Annotated in this window: 14 protein-coding genes; 10 read left to right on the top strand and 4 right to left on the bottom strand. The window is 57.6% G+C overall.

Annotated elements, in window-relative coordinates:
• The first annotated feature begins 8 nt into the window (after positions 1 to 8).
• On the top strand, positions 9 to 1,241 hold the full coding sequence (locus tag ACMG4N_RS15650; RefSeq protein WP_414432356.1) for an NAD(P)/FAD-dependent oxidoreductase: 1,233 nt from the start codon (positions 9 to 11) through the stop codon (positions 1,239 to 1,241).
• Between the two features lie 186 nt (positions 1,242 to 1,427).
• Here ACMG4N_RS15650 and ACMG4N_RS15645 read toward each other — a convergent pair whose 3' ends face one another.
• Entirely contained in the window at positions 1,428 to 2,093 is a 666-nt protein-coding gene (locus ACMG4N_RS15645; protein ID WP_022983803.1) for a TetR/AcrR family transcriptional regulator, read from the bottom strand.
• Positions 2,094 to 2,254: 161 nt separating this feature from the next.
• On the opposite strand from ACMG4N_RS15645, the gene ACMG4N_RS15640 reads away from it, so the two are divergent.
• From ACMG4N_RS15640 to secF, 9 genes are all read left to right on the top strand, one after another.
• Positions 2,255 to 3,430, top strand: a complete 1,176-nt coding sequence (locus tag ACMG4N_RS15640) for an acyl-CoA dehydrogenase family protein (protein WP_022983802.1) — start codon at positions 2,255 to 2,257, stop codon at positions 3,428 to 3,430.
• Positions 3,431 to 3,484: 54 nt separating this feature from the next.
• Complete coding sequence (locus ACMG4N_RS15635) at positions 3,485 to 6,472, top strand: peroxisomal multifunctional enzyme type 2 (RefSeq protein ID WP_199175920.1); 2,988 nt, start codon at positions 3,485 to 3,487, stop codon at positions 6,470 to 6,472.
• A 23-nt stretch (positions 6,473 to 6,495) separates the two neighbouring features.
• A complete protein-coding gene (locus ACMG4N_RS15630; RefSeq protein ID WP_414432353.1) occupies positions 6,496 to 7,677 on the top strand; it encodes a lipid-transfer protein in 1,182 nt (393 codons plus the stop codon).
• Between the two features lie 383 nt (positions 7,678 to 8,060).
• Positions 8,061 to 8,531, top strand: a complete 471-nt coding sequence (locus ACMG4N_RS15625; protein WP_297767297.1) for an RDD family protein — start codon at positions 8,061 to 8,063, stop codon at positions 8,529 to 8,531.
• A gap of 263 nt (positions 8,532 to 8,794) precedes the next feature.
• Positions 8,795 to 9,838 (top strand): tRNA preQ1(34) S-adenosylmethionine ribosyltransferase-isomerase QueA, encoded by a 1,044-nt coding sequence (gene queA, locus ACMG4N_RS15620; RefSeq protein WP_297767347.1) that lies wholly within the window; start codon positions 8,795 to 8,797, stop codon positions 9,836 to 9,838.
• A 9-nt stretch (positions 9,839 to 9,847) separates the two neighbouring features.
• A complete protein-coding gene (gene tgt, locus ACMG4N_RS15615) occupies positions 9,848 to 10,960 on the top strand; it encodes a tRNA guanosine(34) transglycosylase Tgt (RefSeq protein ID WP_414433318.1) in 1,113 nt (370 codons plus the stop codon).
• A gap of 22 nt (positions 10,961 to 10,982) precedes the next feature.
• Positions 10,983 to 11,339, top strand: a complete 357-nt coding sequence (gene yajC, locus ACMG4N_RS15610; RefSeq protein ID WP_269530044.1) for a preprotein translocase subunit YajC — start codon at positions 10,983 to 10,985, stop codon at positions 11,337 to 11,339.
• 126 nt (positions 11,340 to 11,465) lie between these two features.
• Entirely contained in the window at positions 11,466 to 13,346 is a 1,881-nt protein-coding gene (gene secD, locus ACMG4N_RS15605) for a protein translocase subunit SecD (RefSeq protein WP_414432351.1), read from the top strand.
• Between the two features lie 13 nt (positions 13,347 to 13,359).
• On the top strand, positions 13,360 to 14,283 hold the full coding sequence (gene secF / locus ACMG4N_RS15600; RefSeq protein ID WP_297767292.1) for a protein translocase subunit SecF: 924 nt from the start codon (positions 13,360 to 13,362) through the stop codon (positions 14,281 to 14,283).
• 80 nt (positions 14,284 to 14,363) lie between these two features.
• Here secF and ACMG4N_RS15595 read toward each other — a convergent pair whose 3' ends face one another.
• The 3 genes from ACMG4N_RS15595 to ACMG4N_RS15585 form a co-directional block, all read right to left on the bottom strand.
• On the bottom strand, positions 14,364 to 15,572 hold the full coding sequence (locus ACMG4N_RS15595) for a pyridoxal phosphate-dependent aminotransferase (RefSeq protein WP_297767290.1): 1,209 nt from the start codon (positions 15,570 to 15,572) through the stop codon (positions 14,364 to 14,366).
• 65 nt (positions 15,573 to 15,637) lie between these two features.
• Entirely contained in the window at positions 15,638 to 17,044 is a 1,407-nt protein-coding gene (locus tag ACMG4N_RS15590; protein ID WP_414432348.1) for an amidase, read from the bottom strand.
• An 80-nt stretch (positions 17,045 to 17,124) separates the two neighbouring features.
• The gene (locus ACMG4N_RS15585; protein WP_297767286.1) at positions 17,125 to 18,096 is read right to left on the bottom strand and encodes a D-2-hydroxyacid dehydrogenase; all 972 of its coding nucleotides are present in this window, start codon (positions 18,094 to 18,096) and stop codon (positions 17,125 to 17,127) included.
• Positions 18,097 to 18,115: the final 19 nt, after the last annotated feature.

Genomic DNA, 18,115 nt, shown 5'->3' with positions numbered 1-18,115 from the left:
GACAAGATATGACCAACAAAAAGAAAGAGACCACTGTCATCATTGGTGGTGGACACGCAGCAGGAACACTTCTGACCGCCTTGCTGCAAAAAAAATACCCAAACGAAGTGGTCTTGGTGAGCGAAGAGCCGCACCCTCCCTACCAGCGGCCGCCCTTGTCCAAGACTTATCTGGCGGGGGAGGTTGATCAGACGTCGTTATACCTTAAATCGCCCTCTGTCTACGAGAATGCGGGGCAGCAATTACGACTCGGCGTGCGCGTAGAACAGATTAACAGAGACGACAAAAACCTCATTTTGTCAGATCAGAGCACCTTGCAGTACGACCGACTGGTCTTGGCCACTGGCTCACATGTTCGCCGCCTTAACGCGCCGGGCTCAGAATTGAAAGGCATTCATTATCTGCATGATATCGCGGACACGGATGCCCTGCGTAGTGAGTTAGCACCCGGTAAACGCCTGGTCATCGTGGGGGGCGGCTATATCGGACTTGAAGTAGCAGCCAGTGCGACCAAGCAGGGTGTTAGTGTTACCGTCCTGGAAGCTGCCGAGCGCTTAATGCAGCGTGTTACTGGGCCAGAGATATCTGAATTTCTCTACGCCAAACACACGAGTGCAGGAGTCGATGTTCGTCTGGGGGCGGCCGTAATTGGTTTTGAATCAGATGATCAAGGGTGCGTGAATGGTGTGACCTTGGCCGATGGGGGTAAGGTGTCAGCGGACATCGTTCTCGTTTCGATTGGTGTCATACCAGAAACGGCCTTGGCTGAAAATGCTGGCCTGCTTTGCGATGATGGCGTTGTCGTCGATGAATTTACCCGCACCGATGACCCAGACATTCTGGCGATAGGAGATTGTACCCGCCATCATAATCTGTTCTTCGACAAAAGGCAGCGTCTTGAATCAGTCGCTAACGCTGTTGAGCAAGCTCGTACGGCGGCAGCTACACTTATGAGTGAAGAAAAGCCCTACGATAGCCCTCCCTGGTTCTGGTCGAACCAGTATGATGTTCGTTTGCAGATGGTAGGATTGTCCCAAAATCATGACCAGCGTGTACTGCGTGGCAGTATCCTTGACAAGGAATTCGCAGTTTTCTATCTATGTCTTGGTCATGTTATTGCTGTTGATGCAGTCAATTTTCCAGTTGCATTCATGGTGGGTAAACAGTTGGTTAAACTGCGCAAGAGTGTCAGCGCTGAAGTATTGTCTAATCCGAATATCGAACTGAAGTCTTTAATCTGAAGCACTGCAAGAATTGCTATCTCCAATAGTCTCGATGACGACTTGTGTCAACGGAAACCGTATCCGGTACCGAAGGTCGATCTGAGCAATCAAGTGGCGTGGACATGGTCGATATACAGCTTTATTCGTTGGGTGTTAACGACAACGTAGCTATGTGTAGAGATGCCGCAAGCCCAAGTGGGGCGGTCAAGCATCGCTCAGCGGTAGTTCCCACTTGGGCGGGTAAGGCGGTGGGTCGTTTACATCTGCACGGGCTCGCAGATGAACGGCGAGCATGTTGCACCAGACTTTGAGATAGCGGTCAAAGAGCGTTTTGTCGGCAACGATGTGCAAATCCTGCGCCATGCCGCGCAACAGCCATTGCGTCAACATCATCATCGAGCGCACATCGGTGTCTTCACTAATGGCCTCCAGATAATGGTCAGCCGCGTTACCGACGATGAAGTAATTGGAAGTCCAGACACGTTGCAAAATGGATGCAAGCTCAGGGTCATGTTGGCTGGCTGTCAATAGTTGCATCAACGGGATAAATTCCGGCTGATCGAAAACATTCTTCCATGCACCAAAGATAAGGGCTTCTAGTCGATCTTCAGATCCATGGAGTTTGGCGATGGCTTTACCCAGCTGAATATAGTGCTGGCGAATTAAATGCTCAGCTGCCGCAGCGATCATGTCTGCTTTACTAGAGAAATGGTGTAGTGGGGCGCCCCTAGATACGCCAGCGATGTTGATAATGCGACTGACGGTGGTGCCAGCGAATCCATCCTTCTCTAGACAGGTGAGCACTGCCTGAATGATGCGTTCCCGCATGGCGTCGCTACGTTGTTCCTGGGTGCGTCGTTGAGCATTCATCGCGTTCTCTGTCTATTACTGAGCATGGTCACTGGGATGCAGAGGCCTGATTCTAAATGATAAATGGATTGTAGCGTAGCTCGCCAATAAACAAGTTGAACGTACGTATTGTAAGTTATAAAGTCTTGCCATTGTTCCTGAATCAACGTTGGAAGCCTGTAATGAGTGATGTGCATGTACCGGCGGCTGTATCGCCGATGATCCCCCGTACTCTCTTCAATGAAGACCATGAGGCGTTCCGCGCCACAGCAAGGCGTTTCTTCGAGACTGAAATCTCCCCTTACCACGAGAAGTGGGAGGAGCAGCAACATATTGATCGTGAACTGTGGAATAAGGCGGGGGAGCTGGGGCTGCTGTGTCCAACGATGCCTGAAGAGTACGGCGGCTGCGGCGTTGACCGTCTCTATTCGATGATACTGATGGAGGAGCAGGCGAGGGTGGGGGATTCGGCCAGCGGCTTTGCCCTGCACTCGGACATTGTTGCCAACTACATCAACAACTTTGGTTCCCATGAACAGAAAAGCCAGTGGCTGCCCAAAATGGCCACCGGTGAAGCGGTCACTGCCGTGGCCATGACCGAGCCGGGTACCGGTTCCGATCTTCAACGTATCAAGACCACGGCCACCCTTGAGGGCGATCACTACGTGGTAAATGGCTCGAAAATCTTTATCACCAACGGTTACCTCTGTGACATGGCGGTGGTGGCGGTGCGTACCGGGCCGGCTGAGCTGGGTGCACAAAGTGTGTCCCTGATGATTATTGAGGCGGATCGCGAGGGCTTCTCCAAGGGCAAGCCGCTGAAGAAAGTCGGCATGCGCGGGCAGGACACCTGCGAGTTGTTCTTCGACAACGTCAAGGTGCCCAAGGAAAACCTGCTGGGTGCCGAGGGCATGGGTTTCATTGCCTTGATGAAGGAGCTGGCCTGGGAGCGGATGATGATCGCCATCATCTGTTCGTCGGCTGCCGAGCATGCGCTGGCAACCACCGTGGAATATGTGAAACAGCGCCAGGCGTTTGGCAAGCCCGTGGCGGCATTCCAGAACACCCGCTTTGAATTGGCCGAGATGCGTTCTGAAATCCAGATTGCACGGGTTTATGTTGATCGCTGTATGGAGCTGGTGGTGAAGAATTCCCTGTCGCCCGAGGCTGCCTGTGCGGCCAAGTACTGGGTATCCGATTTGCTCAGCAAGGTGGTTGACCGCTGTGTGCAACTGCATGGTGGCTATGGCTACATGCTCGAGTATCCGATCGCCCGAGCCTACATCGACACCCGTGCCAACCGCATCTACGGCGGCACCAACGAAATCATGAAAGAACTTATTTCACGCTCTATCTGAGGATTCTCGACCCTGCACGGCATGTGTGCCCTGTATTGAAAAGAGGAAAGTATCATGGCAGAACTTCGTTTTGATGATCGTGTAGCCATTGTCACCGGTGCCGGGGGCGGGCTGGGCCGGCAGCATGCCCTGACCCTGGCCGCGCGTGGCTGCAAGGTGGTGGTTAACGACCTGGGTGGCAGCGCCCACGGTGATGGCAAGTCGTCGTCTGCCGCAGACAAGGTGGTGGATGAGATCCGGGCCATGGGAGGGGAGGCGGTTGCCAACTATGACTCGGTGGAAAACGGCGAGTCGATAGTACAAACCGCGTTGGATAGCTTCGGCACTGTGGACATCGTGGTCAACAATGCCGGCATCCTGCGTGACGTCAGTTTTGCCAAGATGTCGAAGCAGGACTGGGACTTGGTGTTGAAAGTCCATCTGGAAGGTTCCATGAGCGTCACCCATGCGGCTTGGCCGATCATGCGTGAGAAGGGCTATGGCCGCATCATCATGACGACCTCGGCAGCCGGCCTCTACGGTAACTTTGGTCAGGCCAACTACTGTGCTGCCAAGTTGGGTCTGGCCGGGCTGGCCAACTGTCTGGCGGAGGAAGGTCGCAGCAAAAAAATTCATGTGAATACCATTGCGCCGATTGCGGCCTCGCGGCTGACTGAAACCATCATGCCGCCGAATTTGCTGGAAAACCTCAAGCCAGAAGCGGTCAGTCCGCTGGTGGCCTGGTTGTGCCATGAAAAGTGCGAAGAAACCAAGGGTATCTTCGAAGTGGGTGCCGGCTTCATCAGCAAGTTGCGCTGGGAACGTAGCCAGGGCAATAGCTTCCCCCTTGGCAAGGCCTTCAGTGTTGATGATGTAGCGCGTCGTTGGGGCAAGATCACCGACTTCACCGATGCGGAGCATCCATCCAATGTCAACGAATCCTTCTCGCCGATTCTCGACAACATCAACAACCCGTCACTGGGCGGCAACGAATTCATCGATCTGGATGTGGCCAGCAAGGAAAGCCTCGAGCTGGAATCGTCCTATGATGAAAATGACCTGTCGTTGTATGCCCTAAGTGTGGGCGCCGCACGTGATCCGCTCGACAAGGATGAACTGAAGTTCGTCTACGAGCTGGGTGGCAATTTCCAGGCGTTGCCCACCTATGGCGTCATGCCACAGATCGGCGCGATGCTAAAGGCAGCAAAAGAAGGCGCGCTGGCTCTGCCAGGGATGAACTTTGGCTTCGACCGGTTGCTGCATGGCGAGCAATACACCGAAATCAAACGGCCGCTGCCGCCGCACGCCAAGCTGAAGCACACCTTCAAATTCAAGAAGGCATTGGACAAGGATCCGAATGCGGTAGTTACCTTTGCTATTACCTCCACCGACGAAAACGGTAACGAGGTGGCCTATAACGAGATGACCTCGTTCGTGAAAGACGCCGGCGGCTGGGGCGGTGAGCGGGGCGATTCCGGCGAGATCAATGTGCCGCCCGCACGTGAACCGGATGCGGTGATCGAAGAGAAAACCGACGCCAACCAGACGCTGCTGTATCGCCTGTGCGGTGACTGGAATCCGCTGCACGCCGACCCGGCGTTTGCCAGGGCGTTCGGTTATGACAAGCCGATCCTGCATGGGCTGTGTACCTTCGGTTATGCCGGACGCCATGTCATCAAGGCGTTCAGCAATAACGATGGCCGTTATTTCAAGAGCATCAAGGTGCGCTTTGCCAAGACGGTCTTTCCGGGTGAAACCCTGGAAACCCGCATGTGGAAGGAATCCGATAACCGCATCGTCTTCGAAACCTGGGTGAAAGAGCGTAACGAGGTGGTGCTGAAGAATGCCGCCATCGAGTTGTTCTCGGAGATTCCGGCAGAAGCGCCGGTGCCGGAACAGGTGTCCGCCGAGGAAGTGTCTGCGCCGCAGGTGGAGCAGGCGGTGACGCCTGACGATGTGTTCGCGGCGGTGGCGACCTACATCAAGCAGAAACCGGAACTGGTTGATCAGACCGGTACCAGCTTCCAGTTCGAGTTCAGCAATCCGGATCAGCAGTTCTTTATTGATCTGAAAAATGCACCAGGCGCGGCAGGGCCTGGCACGATCGACAAACCGGACGTGACTCTGGCGCTGGACAGCGAGCATCTGGCGACCGTGTTTGGTGGCGATCTTGCGGCGGTGCAGAAACTGTTCTTCGGTGGCGAGCTGAAAATTTCCGGCAACGTGATGGCGTCCAACAAGTTGACCGTGTTGCAGGACATGGACCCGAAACTGGCCGAGCAGGCGCGTGACAAGCGCGTGGCTGACGGTGGTGGTTCACAAGCTGTCGCAGTACCGGTCGAATCGCAGGAGCCGACCATGGCGGATGTGTTCAGTGCCATCGGCCACTTCATCGCTGACAACCCGGATCTGATCGAGAAGGCCGCTACCAGCTTCCAGTTTGCGTTCAGCAACCCGGATCAGGATTTCTATATTGATCTGAAAAACGCACCGGGTACCGCCGGGGCGGGCCAGCTGGACAAGGCGGATGTGACGCTGGAGTTGGACAGCAAACATGCCCCGACCCTGTTTGGCGGTGATCTGGCTGCGGTACAGAAACTGTTTTTTGGTGGCGATCTGAAGATCGGAGGTAACGTGATGGCCTCCAACAAGCTCACCGTGTTGCAGGACATGGACCCTAAGCTGGTGGAGCAGGCACGCGACAAGCGATTGGCCTCCGGCCAGCCGGATACCGCTACCGCACAACCGAAAAAGCAGAAAGCACCGCAGGCGGAGAAAGTGCTGCCGGAGCTGGCGGAAAAACTGTCGGCCATTGGTGGACAGGGTGGTGTGTTGCAGATCAAGGTGCGGAGCCCAGACAGTGCCTGGTTTATCGATCTATCCGCCTCGTCGCCCGGCATCGTCAGCGGCGAGAAGGACGCGGCGGCGGTGATCACGCTGGACGACAGCAAGCTTGCCGACCTGATTGCCGGCAAGGTGGCCTTGAGCACCTTGTACCAGAAGGGCGACATGCGCGTCGACGGTGACCTGGCGCTGGTGCGCAAACTTGAACAAATCCTGTAACGCCATAATTCGGAGAACAGAGAATGAAACGTAGAGTGAATGTGATCGGTGTCGGGATGACCAAGTTTGCCAAGCCCGGTGCCTGCGATGATTACCATGTGATGGCAAAAGCGGCTGGCCTCGCCGCAATGAAGGATGCCGGCATCCAGTACAGCGATGTTGAGCAGGCGTTCTGTGGTTATGTCTACGGCGATTCCACCTGTGGTCAGCGTGCCGTGTATGAACTGGGCTTGACCGGCATTCCCGTGGTCAATGTGAACAACAATTGTTCCACCGGTTCGTCGGCCCTGTTCCTGGCGCGCCAGGCCATCGAAGGCGGTTTGGCTGAATGTGTCATCGCCCTGGGTTTTGAAAAAATGGAGCGCGGCGCGCTTGGTGCTAAGTTCAATGATCGCGAGAACCCCATGAGCCAGCATGCGCAGGTGATGATGGATACGCAGGGCTTCAATCAGGCGCCGCCGGCGGCACAGATGTTCGGTGGCGCAGGGCGTGAATACCGCTGGAAGTACGGCACCAAACGGGAAACCTTCGGCAAGATTGCCGAGAAGGCGCGTCAGCATGCCGCCAACAATCCTTACGCACTGTTCAGTCAGGTGCTGTCGCTGGAAGAGATCATGGCGTCAGACGAGGTGTTTGATCCGCTCACCCGTTTCCAATGCTGCCCGCCCACCTGTGGTGCCGGCGCCGCGATTCTGTGTTCGGACGAGTTCGCCAAGAAGCATGGCATTGCTAACCCGGTGTATATCGCCGCCCAGGCGATGACCACGGATTTCGCCAGCAGCTTTGATGAAAAATCCATGATCAAGATGGTCGGTTACGACATGACCCGTTCCGCCGCCGACAGCGTGTACGAGCAGGCCGGTATCGGCCCGCAAGACATCAATGTGGTCGAGTTGCACGACTGCTTTACCGCCAATGAGCTGCTCACCTATGAAGGTCTGGGTCTGTGCCGGGAAGGCGGCGCGGAGAAATTTATCTGGGATGGCGACAACACTTATGGAGGCAAGTTCGTGACCAATCCGTCCGGTGGCTTGCTGTCCAAGGGGCACCCGCTGGGGGCTACAGGTCTGGCGCAATGTGCCGAACTGGTGTGGCAGTTGCGTGGCCAAGCAGAAAAGCGACAGGTCGAGGGAGCTCGGGTAGCCTTGCAGCACAACCTTGGTCTGGGGGGGGCCTGTGTAGTGACCCTGTACCGCAACGATTGAGCCGTTACATGCAAGGGATGGGCTGGCTGCGCTTCTGATCGGGATGTTGACCAAATAGGGCAGTATCCTTGGATGTGCGCTGACGTCTTTGGTGGCCCTAGGACTATGTTCAATGACTTGCTTTGTGAGCCTGCGCTATACTGCCGCCCACGAAGGGTTCGGGTCCCATTTTTAGGCTATTTTTAGTGGGGCCAACAGTGTGGCCAACACCCTTTTTGGTTTTTTTATTATGTTGTAAATCAGATGGTTGGGGGTCTATTTGAGTCCGGCCTCTGTACCAAACGAATAAAAAAGCCCGCTTAGTGCGGGCTTTTTTATGGGCGTTGCATGCACAGGCTAGTCGCCAAATGCACCATCGCTCGACGCTGAATGGGAGTGACCTGATGGAACAGCTGCAACCTGCCGGTTTGCTGAAACGTCTTATGGCGCTGGTTTATGACGGTTTTCTGGTGCTGGCGCTGTGGTTCGTGACTGCTGGCATCTTTGTGCTGGTGTATCCCCACACCGGTTTGCCGGAGGAGTCCATCAATGGCGTGACCCGAGCGGCACCGGGTTACCTGAAAGGCATTCTGTTGCCCTTGTTGCTGCTGGAGACTTGGCTGTTTTATGCCTGGTTCTGGATGCGCGGCGGGCAGACCCTGGGCATGCGTGCCTGGCGGTTGCAGGTGCAGGATTACCGGGGTGGGCCAGTCAAGCTGTGGCAGACCGTGGTCCGTTTTCTGGGCGCCTGTGTTTCCTGGGCGCTATTCGGCGCCGGCTATCTGGTGGTGCTGATCGCGCCCCATCAGACGTTACACGACCGTCTTTCCGCCACCGCCACGGTGGAATTGCCGAAAAAGCCGAAGAAGAGCTGATTTTCCCCTCGCACTTTATTCGCGAAGCCGCCGTAGGGGTTCCTCTTGAGGGACGAATCCGAGCCTTCGCGAGGAAAAAGCAGTGATGTCTGGCTCCGGGGCGTTCAGGAGAAACCTGATAGCCATTTCACGCTGACGCGTGATTCGTCCCTCAAGAGGAACTCCTACAGCAACGCCGTAGAGGTCTTGATGAAGGGTGTTTTTTCCTCGTGGCAGAGCAGGTATCCTTGCAACCCCCAATAGCTTCCGTGCCGGTACAGTACGTGAACGTCGACGATTTTGATTTTGATCTCCCTGACGGGCTGATTGCTCGTCATCCTCCCGCCGAGCGTCGTGACGCCCGCCTGTTGGCGCTGACCCGGGATGCCCTGCAGCATCACCAATTCCCGGATCTGCTCTCCCATGTGCGCCCTGGCGATCTGCTGGTCTTCAATGACACCCGGGTGATTCCGGCCCGCCTGTTTGGCCAGAAGGAAAGCGGCGGCAAGGTGGAAGTGCTGATTGAGCGGGTGGTGGACGACCACGAGGCCCTGGCCCATGTGCGCGCCTCCAAGTCGCCAAAGCCGGGCTCCTGGCTGCAGTTCGACGATGGCGTGCGCGCCCAGGTAACCGGTCGCCGCGATGCCCTGTTCATGCTCCAGTTTCATGGTTGCGACACCTTGTTGGGCGCGCTGGAGCGTATTGGTCATGTGCCCTTGCCGCCGTATATAGACCGGCCCGATGAAGCCGGGGACATGGAGCGTTACCAGACGGTCTATGCCCGCGAGCCGGGTGCGGTAGCGGCCCCCACAGCGGGCCTGCATTTTGACGATGAGATGCTGGCGGCCCTGCAGCAGCACGGGGTAGATGTCGGGTTTGTCACCCTTCATGTCGGTGCCGGCACGTTTCAGCCGGTGCGGGTGGACAAGGTGGAAGACCATCACATGCACAGTGAGCGCTACCAGATCCCCGACTCACTGGTGGAGCAGGTGGCGCAGGCCCACGCCCGGGGAGGCCGGGTTGTGGCGGTGGGTACCACCGCGCTGCGCGCCCTGGAAGCGGCCAGTCAGTCCGGTGGCTTGGTGGCGGGGCAGGGGGAGACCGAGATTTTTATCTATCCGGGCTACCGGTTCCGGCTGGTGGATTGCCTGGTGACCAATTTCCATCTTCCCAAGTCCACCTTGTTGATGCTGATCAGCGCCTTCGCCGGTCGCGACCGGGTAATGGCGGCTTACCAGGCGGCCATTGACGCGCAATACCGTTTCTTCAGTTACGGCGATGCCATGTTTATTGAGCGGGTGGATATATCTCCCGCAGAGGGGCTTTGAATGTCTCGAATGCAGTTTTCTCTCAATACTACCGATGGCGCCGCGCGGCGTGGTCAGATCACCTTTCCGCGCGGCACCATCCAGACGCCGGCGTTCATGCCGGTGGGCACCTATGGCACCGTCAAGGGGATGCTGCCCAGGGATCTGGCGGATACCGGCGCCGAAATCTGCCTGGGCAATACCTTCCACCTGATGCTGCGTCCCGGTACGGAAGTGATTGAGGCTCACGGCTCCCTGCATGGTTTCATGCAGTGGGACAAGCCGATCCTCACCGATTCCGGCGGCTTTCAGGTGTTCAGCCTGGGCGACATGCGCAAGATTTCCGAGCAGGGGGTGGTGTTCAAGAACCCCATCAACGGCGACCGGGTGGAGCTGACTCCGGAAAAGGCCATGCAGGTGCAGCGTTCCCTGGGCAGCGATATCTGCATGATCTTTGATGAATGCACACCGTTCCCGGCTACCGAACAGCAGGCCCGCGATTCCATGCAGCTGTCCCTGCGCTGGGCCCAGCGTTCAAAAGAGGCCCATGAGGGTAATGATGCGGCCTGTTTCGGCATCGTTCAGGGTGGCATGTACGACAACCTTCGCCAGGAGTCCCTGGCCGGGCTGGTGGATATCGGTTTTGACGGTTATGCCATAGGTGGTCTCAGTGTGGGCGAGCCCCAGGAAGAGATGCTGCGCACCTTGGGTGCCATCGCCCCGCATATGCCTGAAGACCGCCCCCGTTACCTGATGGGCGTGGGCAAGCCGGACGACATCGTTGAGGCGGTCCGGCGTGGTGTGGACATGTTCGATTGTGTGATGCCCACCCGTAATGCCCGTAACGGGCACCTGTTTACTGCCGAAGGCGTGGTGAAAATCCGCAACGCCCGGCATCGTCATGATCTGGCTCCCCTGGAGTCAGATTGTGACTGCTATACCTGCCAGCATTTCTCGCGCAGCTATCTGCATCACCTGGATCGCTGCAACGAAATGCTGGGCTCCCAACTCAATACCATCCACAACCTGCGTTATTATCAGCGGCTGATGGCTGGATTGCGGGGGGCCATTGAAGGGGGTACATTGTCCGCCTTTGTGGACGACTTCTACGCAACGCGAGGCCAACAAACCCCCGCGTTGTAGCTATTTGAAACTGGAGTAATCAATGAAAATCGCAATGCGTTCCATCCTGGCCCTGTTGGCCACGGCCCTGATCTCCCCGGCCTACGCTGCTGCACCTGCCGGCCCCGGTGGCGTGGAGCTGATCATGCTGGTGGTGATGATGGTGGTGTTCTACTTCTTCCTGATCCGCCCTCAGCAAAAGCGTGCCAAGGAACACAAGAACCTGGTGGAAAGCCTGAGCAAGGGTGATGAAGTGGTCACCAGCGGCGGCATTCTGGGCCGGATCACCAAGGTCACCGATGACTTCGTGGTAGTGGAAATCAGCAATAACCTGGAAATCAAGCTGCAGAAAGGCAGCGTCCAGGCGACCTTGCCCAAAGGCACCATGAAGTCCATCTAAAAACAACGGTCAGCCCCGTCGAGTACGGGGCTTTTTGCAGGCCCATTGATGCCTGTATTGCCAAGGGATTGAGGGCGCAGCGCTTTCGATACCCAGCCCAAAGGACCGGCAACACCGGAAAGAACTATGACCCGCTACCCCCGCTGGAAATTTTTCCTGCTAATGGCTGCGCTGATTGTCTGCGGCCTTTATGCGCTCCCTAATCTTTATCCCGATGCGCCTGCCATTCAGATCAGCCATGCCGAAGCCGGTGGCGAAGTCACCGATGTGGCACGTCAGCGAGTGCTTGGCGCCCTGGAGAATGCTGGTCTCAGCCCTGGCCCCGGCGAGAGTGTCGGTACCTCTCTGCTGGTCCGCTTGAGCGATACGGAAGCGCAATTGCGTGCCCGGGAAATCGCCTCCAACCTGCTGGGGGATAACTATGTGGTAGCCCTGAACCTGGCAGCCACCACCCCGCAATGGCTGCGAGCGGTGGGCGCTAGCCCGATGAATCTGGGGCTGGATCTGCGTGGCGGGGTGCACTTCCTGCTGCAGGTGGATATGGAAGAAGTGGTGACCAGCCGCATGGAAGCCTGGGCGGGGAATGCCAAGCTGACCCTGCGCGATGCCGGGGTTCGCTATCGCGGTGTAGAGGTTGATGGAACGACCATCACCGCTACCTTTGCGGATCAGGTGGCAGCCGATGCGGCCCGGGCGCCGTTGCGTCGGGCGCTGGAGAACTTTGCCATGAAGCCCGCCGGGGATAGCCCGGAAGTGGTGCTGACACTTAACGATACCGCGCTCAAGGAAATGCAGGACTACGCGGTGGACCAGAACCGCACCGCCCTGAACAAGCGGGTCAACGAACTGGGTGTAGCGGAAGCGGTGGTACAGCGTCAGGGGTCTGATCGCATCGTCGTGCAGCTGCCGGGGATTCAGGATGCCTCTCAGGCTCGCCGGATTCTTGGCCGTACCGCTACCCTGGAATTCCGCCTGGTCGACAACAGTGTGTCGTCCGCCCGTTTGCGCACCGGGGTGGCGCCGCCGGGGCTGGAATTCTTCCCCTTCAAGGGGCAGCAAGGCCGTATTGTGGCACTGAGCAAATCCAAGATTGCCACCGGCGATCAGGTGATCGATGCGCGCATGGGCTTCGACCAGCAGAACGGTTCACCGGAGGTGAACGTGACGCTGGATGGCGATGGCGCCAAACGCATGCAGCGCATCACCGGCAAGAATGTGGGTAACCCCATGGGTGTGCTGTTCATCGAAACCAAAACCGATGTGCAGAAGGCCACCGATGCCGATGGCAATACCGTGGACAAGATGGTCAGCACCACGGAAAAGTACGTGATCAACGTGGCCACTATTCAGGATACCCTGGGTAGTCGCTTCCGCATCACCGGCCTGGATAATCCGGCGGAAGCCTCTGAACTGGCCCTGCTGCTGCGCGCCGGCTCCCTGGCGGCGCCGGTCAGCATTGTCGAAGAGCGGACTGTAGGGCCAAGCCTGGGGGCGGAAAACATTGAAGCCGGCCTCAAATCCATGGCGCTGGGGCTGACCCTGGTGCTGATATTCATGGCGGCCTGGTACAAGGTGTTCGGGCTGGTGGCCAATGTGGCCCTGCTGGGCAACCTGGTGATTATCGTCGGCATCATGTCACTGATTCCCGGCGCTACCCTGACCCTGCCCGGCATTGCCGGTATCGTGCTGACAGTGGGGATGGCGGTGGATGCCAACGTGCTGATTTTCGAGCGGGTGAAAGAAGATCTGCGCCGGGGCCTTAAACCGTTGCAGGCTATCGAAGAAGGCTACGGTAAGGCCTTTACCACCATTCTGGATGCCAATATCACCACCCTGATCGTGGCGGTGATCCTGTTTGCTGCCGGTACCGGCTCGGTACAAGGGTTCGCGGTAACCCTGTTCATCGGCATTCTCACTTCCATGTTCACGTCTATCATTGGCACCCGTGCCATGGTGGAAATGATCTACGGTCGCGGTGCCCGTGCACCGGCCAAACTGAGTATCTAAGGCGGTGATGGCGATGAGTAAGGAAGAAATGAACATCAATTTCATGGCTGCCCGGAAACCCCTGGGCATGCTGTCCATTGCGCTGGTGGTCATCTCAGTCATCCTGTTGGTGACCCGAGGCCTGAACCTGGGCCTGGATTTCACTGGCGGCACCACCATCGTGGTGAAAAGCCCGGTGGATGTGGAGCTGTCCCAGACCCGGGCTGACCTGACCGAAGCCGGTTTTGGTGATGCGGTGGTTCAGCATTATGGTTCGCCCAAGGAAGTGAATATCCGTGTGGCGCCCAAGGACAGTGTCGATGCGGACAAGATCGGCTATGTCGTGTTTGACGCGCTCAAGGCAGGCAACAGTGACCTGGAATTACTGAAGGTGGAGTTTGTCGGCCCGCAAGTGGGCGACGAACTACGCGATGAATCCGGCACAGCCATGTTGCTGGCGCTGGGGCTTATGATGCTCTACGTCTGGTTCCGCTTTTCCAACAAGTTCGGGGTGGCCACCGTGGTCGCCCTGTTCCACGACGTGATCGTCGTGCTGGGTCTGTTTTCATTGCTGCAGTGGTCTTTTGATCTGACGGTGCTGGCGGCGGTGCTGGCACTCATCGGTTACTCACTGAACGACTCCATCGTAGTGGCGGACCGGATTCGCGACGAATTCCGTAATACCCGTGAAACGGACCCGGTGGCCATTATCAATGGTGCGGTGAATCAGACCATGACCCGGACTATCAACACCTCGTTGACGACGTTGCTGGTGCTGGTGGCATTGTTCTTCTTCGGTGGCGAAGTCATGAAGTCGTTTTCCGAAGCACTGATCGTGGGTGTGCTGGTGGGGACGTATTCCTCCATCTACGTGGTGACCAACATCCTGTTCATGATGAAGGTCGACAAGGAAGACTTCCTGATTCCGGAACCGGAAGAACTGGATGAAACACCATAAAAGACAGTGAATAGTTAATAGCTAAACCAAAAAAGCCGCGATTTTCGCGGCTTTTTTGTGTCTGGCGTTTTGGTGTTTTATTACCCGAAATTTTGTTTTTTCATCCATGGGATGATGCGTTCGAAAGCTTCTTCGATCTGGTCCAGGGAGGTGGAATAGCTGATGCGCAGGGCGTTTTTGCCGGCTTCGCCGAAGGTGTCGCCGGGGATGGTACAGACGCCGGTTTCACGTAGCAGCTTCAGGGCCACGTTGGCGCCATCCACGCCGTCCGGCAGGGAGGGGAACAGGTAGAACGCACCGTCCGGTCGGTAGCCGGTCAGGTGTGGGGTCTGGCCCACCAGTTCCACCAGCCGGTCCCGGCGGTGCTGGTATTCCGACACCATGCTGTCAATGAAATCATTGCTGCCGCGCAGGGCGGCGACCCCGGCCCACTGACAGGGAGTGTTGGCCACGGTGGTGGTGAACATGTGGTAGCGCCGCAGCTTCTTGATGGCGCCCTGGCTGCCGATCAGCCAGCCAATGCGCATGCCGGCCATGGAAAACGTTTTCGAGAAACTGCTGATGACCATGACATGGTCCAGGTCCGAGCAGCATGACAGTACGCTGGGGTAATCCCGACCATCATAGATCAGGTGGTCATAGACCTCGTCACTGATCACATGAATGCCCCGGTAGGCCGCTTCTTCCACGATGGCTTCGATGGTCTCCCGTGGATAGATGGTCCCGGTGGGGTTGCTGGGGGAGTTGAGTACCACAGCAAAGGTATTTGGACCCATGGCATCAATCACTTCCTGGGGGTCCAGTTGGTGATTGTTCTCTGCGCGGGTGGCAATGCTCTTTACAGTGCCGCCATTCATGCGGATCAGGGGGCCGTAAAGCATGAACGACGGGTCGGGGACGATGAACTCCCGCCCGGGTGCGGAAGTGGCCGTGAGCGCCAGGTAGATTGCCTCCGTGGCGCCAGTGGTGATCATCAGGTTTTCCGGCACCAAGGGGCGTTGGTATCGGTGGCTGTAGTATTCGGCCAGGGCTTCGAGCAGTTCCGGTAGACCCGCGTCCATGGTGTAGCCGGTCTGCCCCGCGTTCAGGGCGTCCACGGCGGCCTGGATCACATGGTCAGGTGGCTTGAAGTCCGGTTGGCCAATGGAAAGGTGAATCACGTTATCCAGGTCCGATGCCAGATTCACCATGCGGCGAATGCCAGGCACCGGAATGGTGAGCAGCGCCGGATTCCAGATCGGGTCTTCGCTTTCGTAGAAATCCGTATCCAGATTGATATTGCCCATCATGTGCTCCTTCTCTTTGATTCGCTGCTCTGTAGAGGCGTCGACTATGCCCCTCGCAAAGACCTTTTTTAGTTTTGCAGCAACGGTGGCAACACGGTAAACGGCTTGGCTTGCTCGAAGGCGTGGCCGGCGGCCAGGACCCGGGCATCATCGAAACGCGCACCCACAATCTGCAGCCCCATGGGCAAACCGTTGCTGTCCAGCCCCATGGGTACTGACAGTGCAGGCTGGCCGGTAAGGTTGAACGGATAGGTAAAGGGGGTCCAGGTGGGCCAGCGGGTGCTGGGCCAGTCCACCGGCACTTCGCGGTTGGTGTCGAACGCCCCCAGGGGCAGCGTCGGGGTGATCAGCAGATCGTATTTGGTGTGGAAGACCGCCATGCGTTCACTGACCGCCATTCGCTCGTTCATGGCGCCCAGATAATCCAGCATGGAGAGTTTCTCGGCCTTGGTAGCGACTTCAATCAGCGCCGGGTCCATCAGGCTACGTTGGCGCTCACCGAGATCACGCATGGCATTGGCCGCACCGCTATAGAAGAGGTGACTGAACGCGGCCAGCGGGTTGCTGAATCCGGGATCAGCCTCGGTGATGATTGCGCCCAGATCTTCGAATACCTTGGCGGCATCCTGGAACGCTTTCTCGATATCCGGATCCACATCCACATAACCCAGATTGGTGCTCATGGCGATTTTCAGCCCCTTCATGGGTTGGTCCAGAGCCGCCAGATAATCGATATGACGGCGGGGCGCGGCCAGGCTATCTCGGGCATCGGCTTCGCACATCACGTTCATCATCAATGCCGCATCCGCTACCGAGCGCGTCATGGGGCCAGCGTGGGCGAGCGTGCCGAAAGGGCTTGCGGGCCAGTGAGGAACTTCACTGAAGGTCGGTTTGTGGCCGACGATGCCACAGAAGCTGGCGGGGATGCGGATGGAGCCGCCGGCATCGGTGCCGAGAGCCAGTGGGGCCATGCCTGCGGAAACCGCGGCGGAACTGCCGCCACTACTCCCCCCGGCGGTTTTAGATGGATCCCAGGGGTTGTTGGTGGGCCCGCACATGGGGCTATCGGTAATCCCTTTCCAGCCGAATTCAGGCGTCGTGGTCTTGCCCAGAGGGACATAACCATGGCGTTCCAGCGCGGCTACCGCCGGGGAGCGCTTGTTCAGCGTAGAGGCCGGATCAATGGTTTTTGAGCCTTTCAGTGTCGGCCACATGGGGGTGAGGAAGACATCCTTGACGGCCACAGGCACGCCATCCAGCAACCCTTCTGATGTACCTTGCTGATAGCGTTGTTCTGATTCCCGCGCCCATTGCAGGGTGGTGTCGCGGTCAATCAGGCACCAGGCATTCAGCGCCTGATCATGCTTTTCGATATGGTCCAACAGGTTGGAGCAAACCTCCACTGGGGATAAGGCGCCGGTGTGGTAGGCGGTTTTCAGCGCCTGGGCGCTCATGGTCAGTAGTTCCTTGCTCATCGACATCACTCCTGGTTGACGCGAATATCCTCTCTTGCTCTGCGCAGTATGCTGCTGGTGGCCGTCGTCAGGCTCGTGCCTCAGGCATTACTGACATAGCCGTGTTCCTTGCTGACCGGGTTTTTCAGGGGCTCTCCCTTTTGCCAGCGTTGAAAGTTATCAACAAATTGCTGCCCCAGCGCAGCGCGCCAGCCAATAAAGTCACCGGCCATATGGGCGGATAACATGGCGTTGGGTTCATCCCAGAGAGGGTGGTTGGCGTGCAGGGGTTCTTCTTCGAATACGTCCAGAGCGACCCCGCCCAGGCGTCCGCTTTGCAAGGCGGCAAGCAGCGCCGATGTTTCCACGATCGGGCCGCGCCCCACATTGACCAATACCGCGCCAGGCTTCATGCGCAGGAACTGGTCGGCGTCGAACAGCCCTTCGGTCTGCGGTGTCAGGGGTGCCGTGATGATGACGTAGTCTGCTTCCGGGAGAAGATCAGGTAGCTCCTGTTGGGCATGAACCCGCTCGAAAGCCGCATCCTCACGGGCGTTGCGGGCGGTGCCCACCACACTGACGCCCATGGCACCCAGTACGGTTGCCACCTCCCGGCCAATGGAGCCGGCTCCCACAACCAAAGCCCGGCTGCCTCGCAGCAGGTGGGTTTCCCGATGTTGCCAGCGATGCTCCTTCATCAAAGACAGGTTGGTGAGCGTGTCTTTGGCAAACAGTAGCAGGGCGCCGAGTACATATTCGGCAATACCGCGGTCAAAGATACCCCTGGCATTGGTGACAGGAATATCGCTGTCACGCACCGGTGGAATCATCAGAGCATCCACCCCCGCACTAGTGGCATGTATCCAGCGTATTTTGCAGGGATCGGGCCAGACTTCCTGCAGCATGTCGGTGCGAAAATCCGTCACCAACAGGATTTCCGTTTCCGGAAGTGCCGCTTCCAGCTCCCCCCGATGCCGGGCCTCGCGAACCACCGCTTGCCCCTCAAGGGCTTCAAGCCCGGGCATGGTGGGCTCATCCTCGGCCATCAGTACCGTAATTACCGGTTTGCTCATAATGTGACTCTTTCACTTT

The sequence above is a fragment of the Alcanivorax sp. IL2 genome (assembly GCF_047495475.1).
Taxonomy (GTDB): Bacteria; Pseudomonadota; Gammaproteobacteria; order Pseudomonadales; family Alcanivoracaceae; genus Alcanivorax.
The sequence above is the reverse complement of the archived record's forward strand: the minus strand, read 5'-3'. Positions and strand labels throughout refer to the sequence as shown.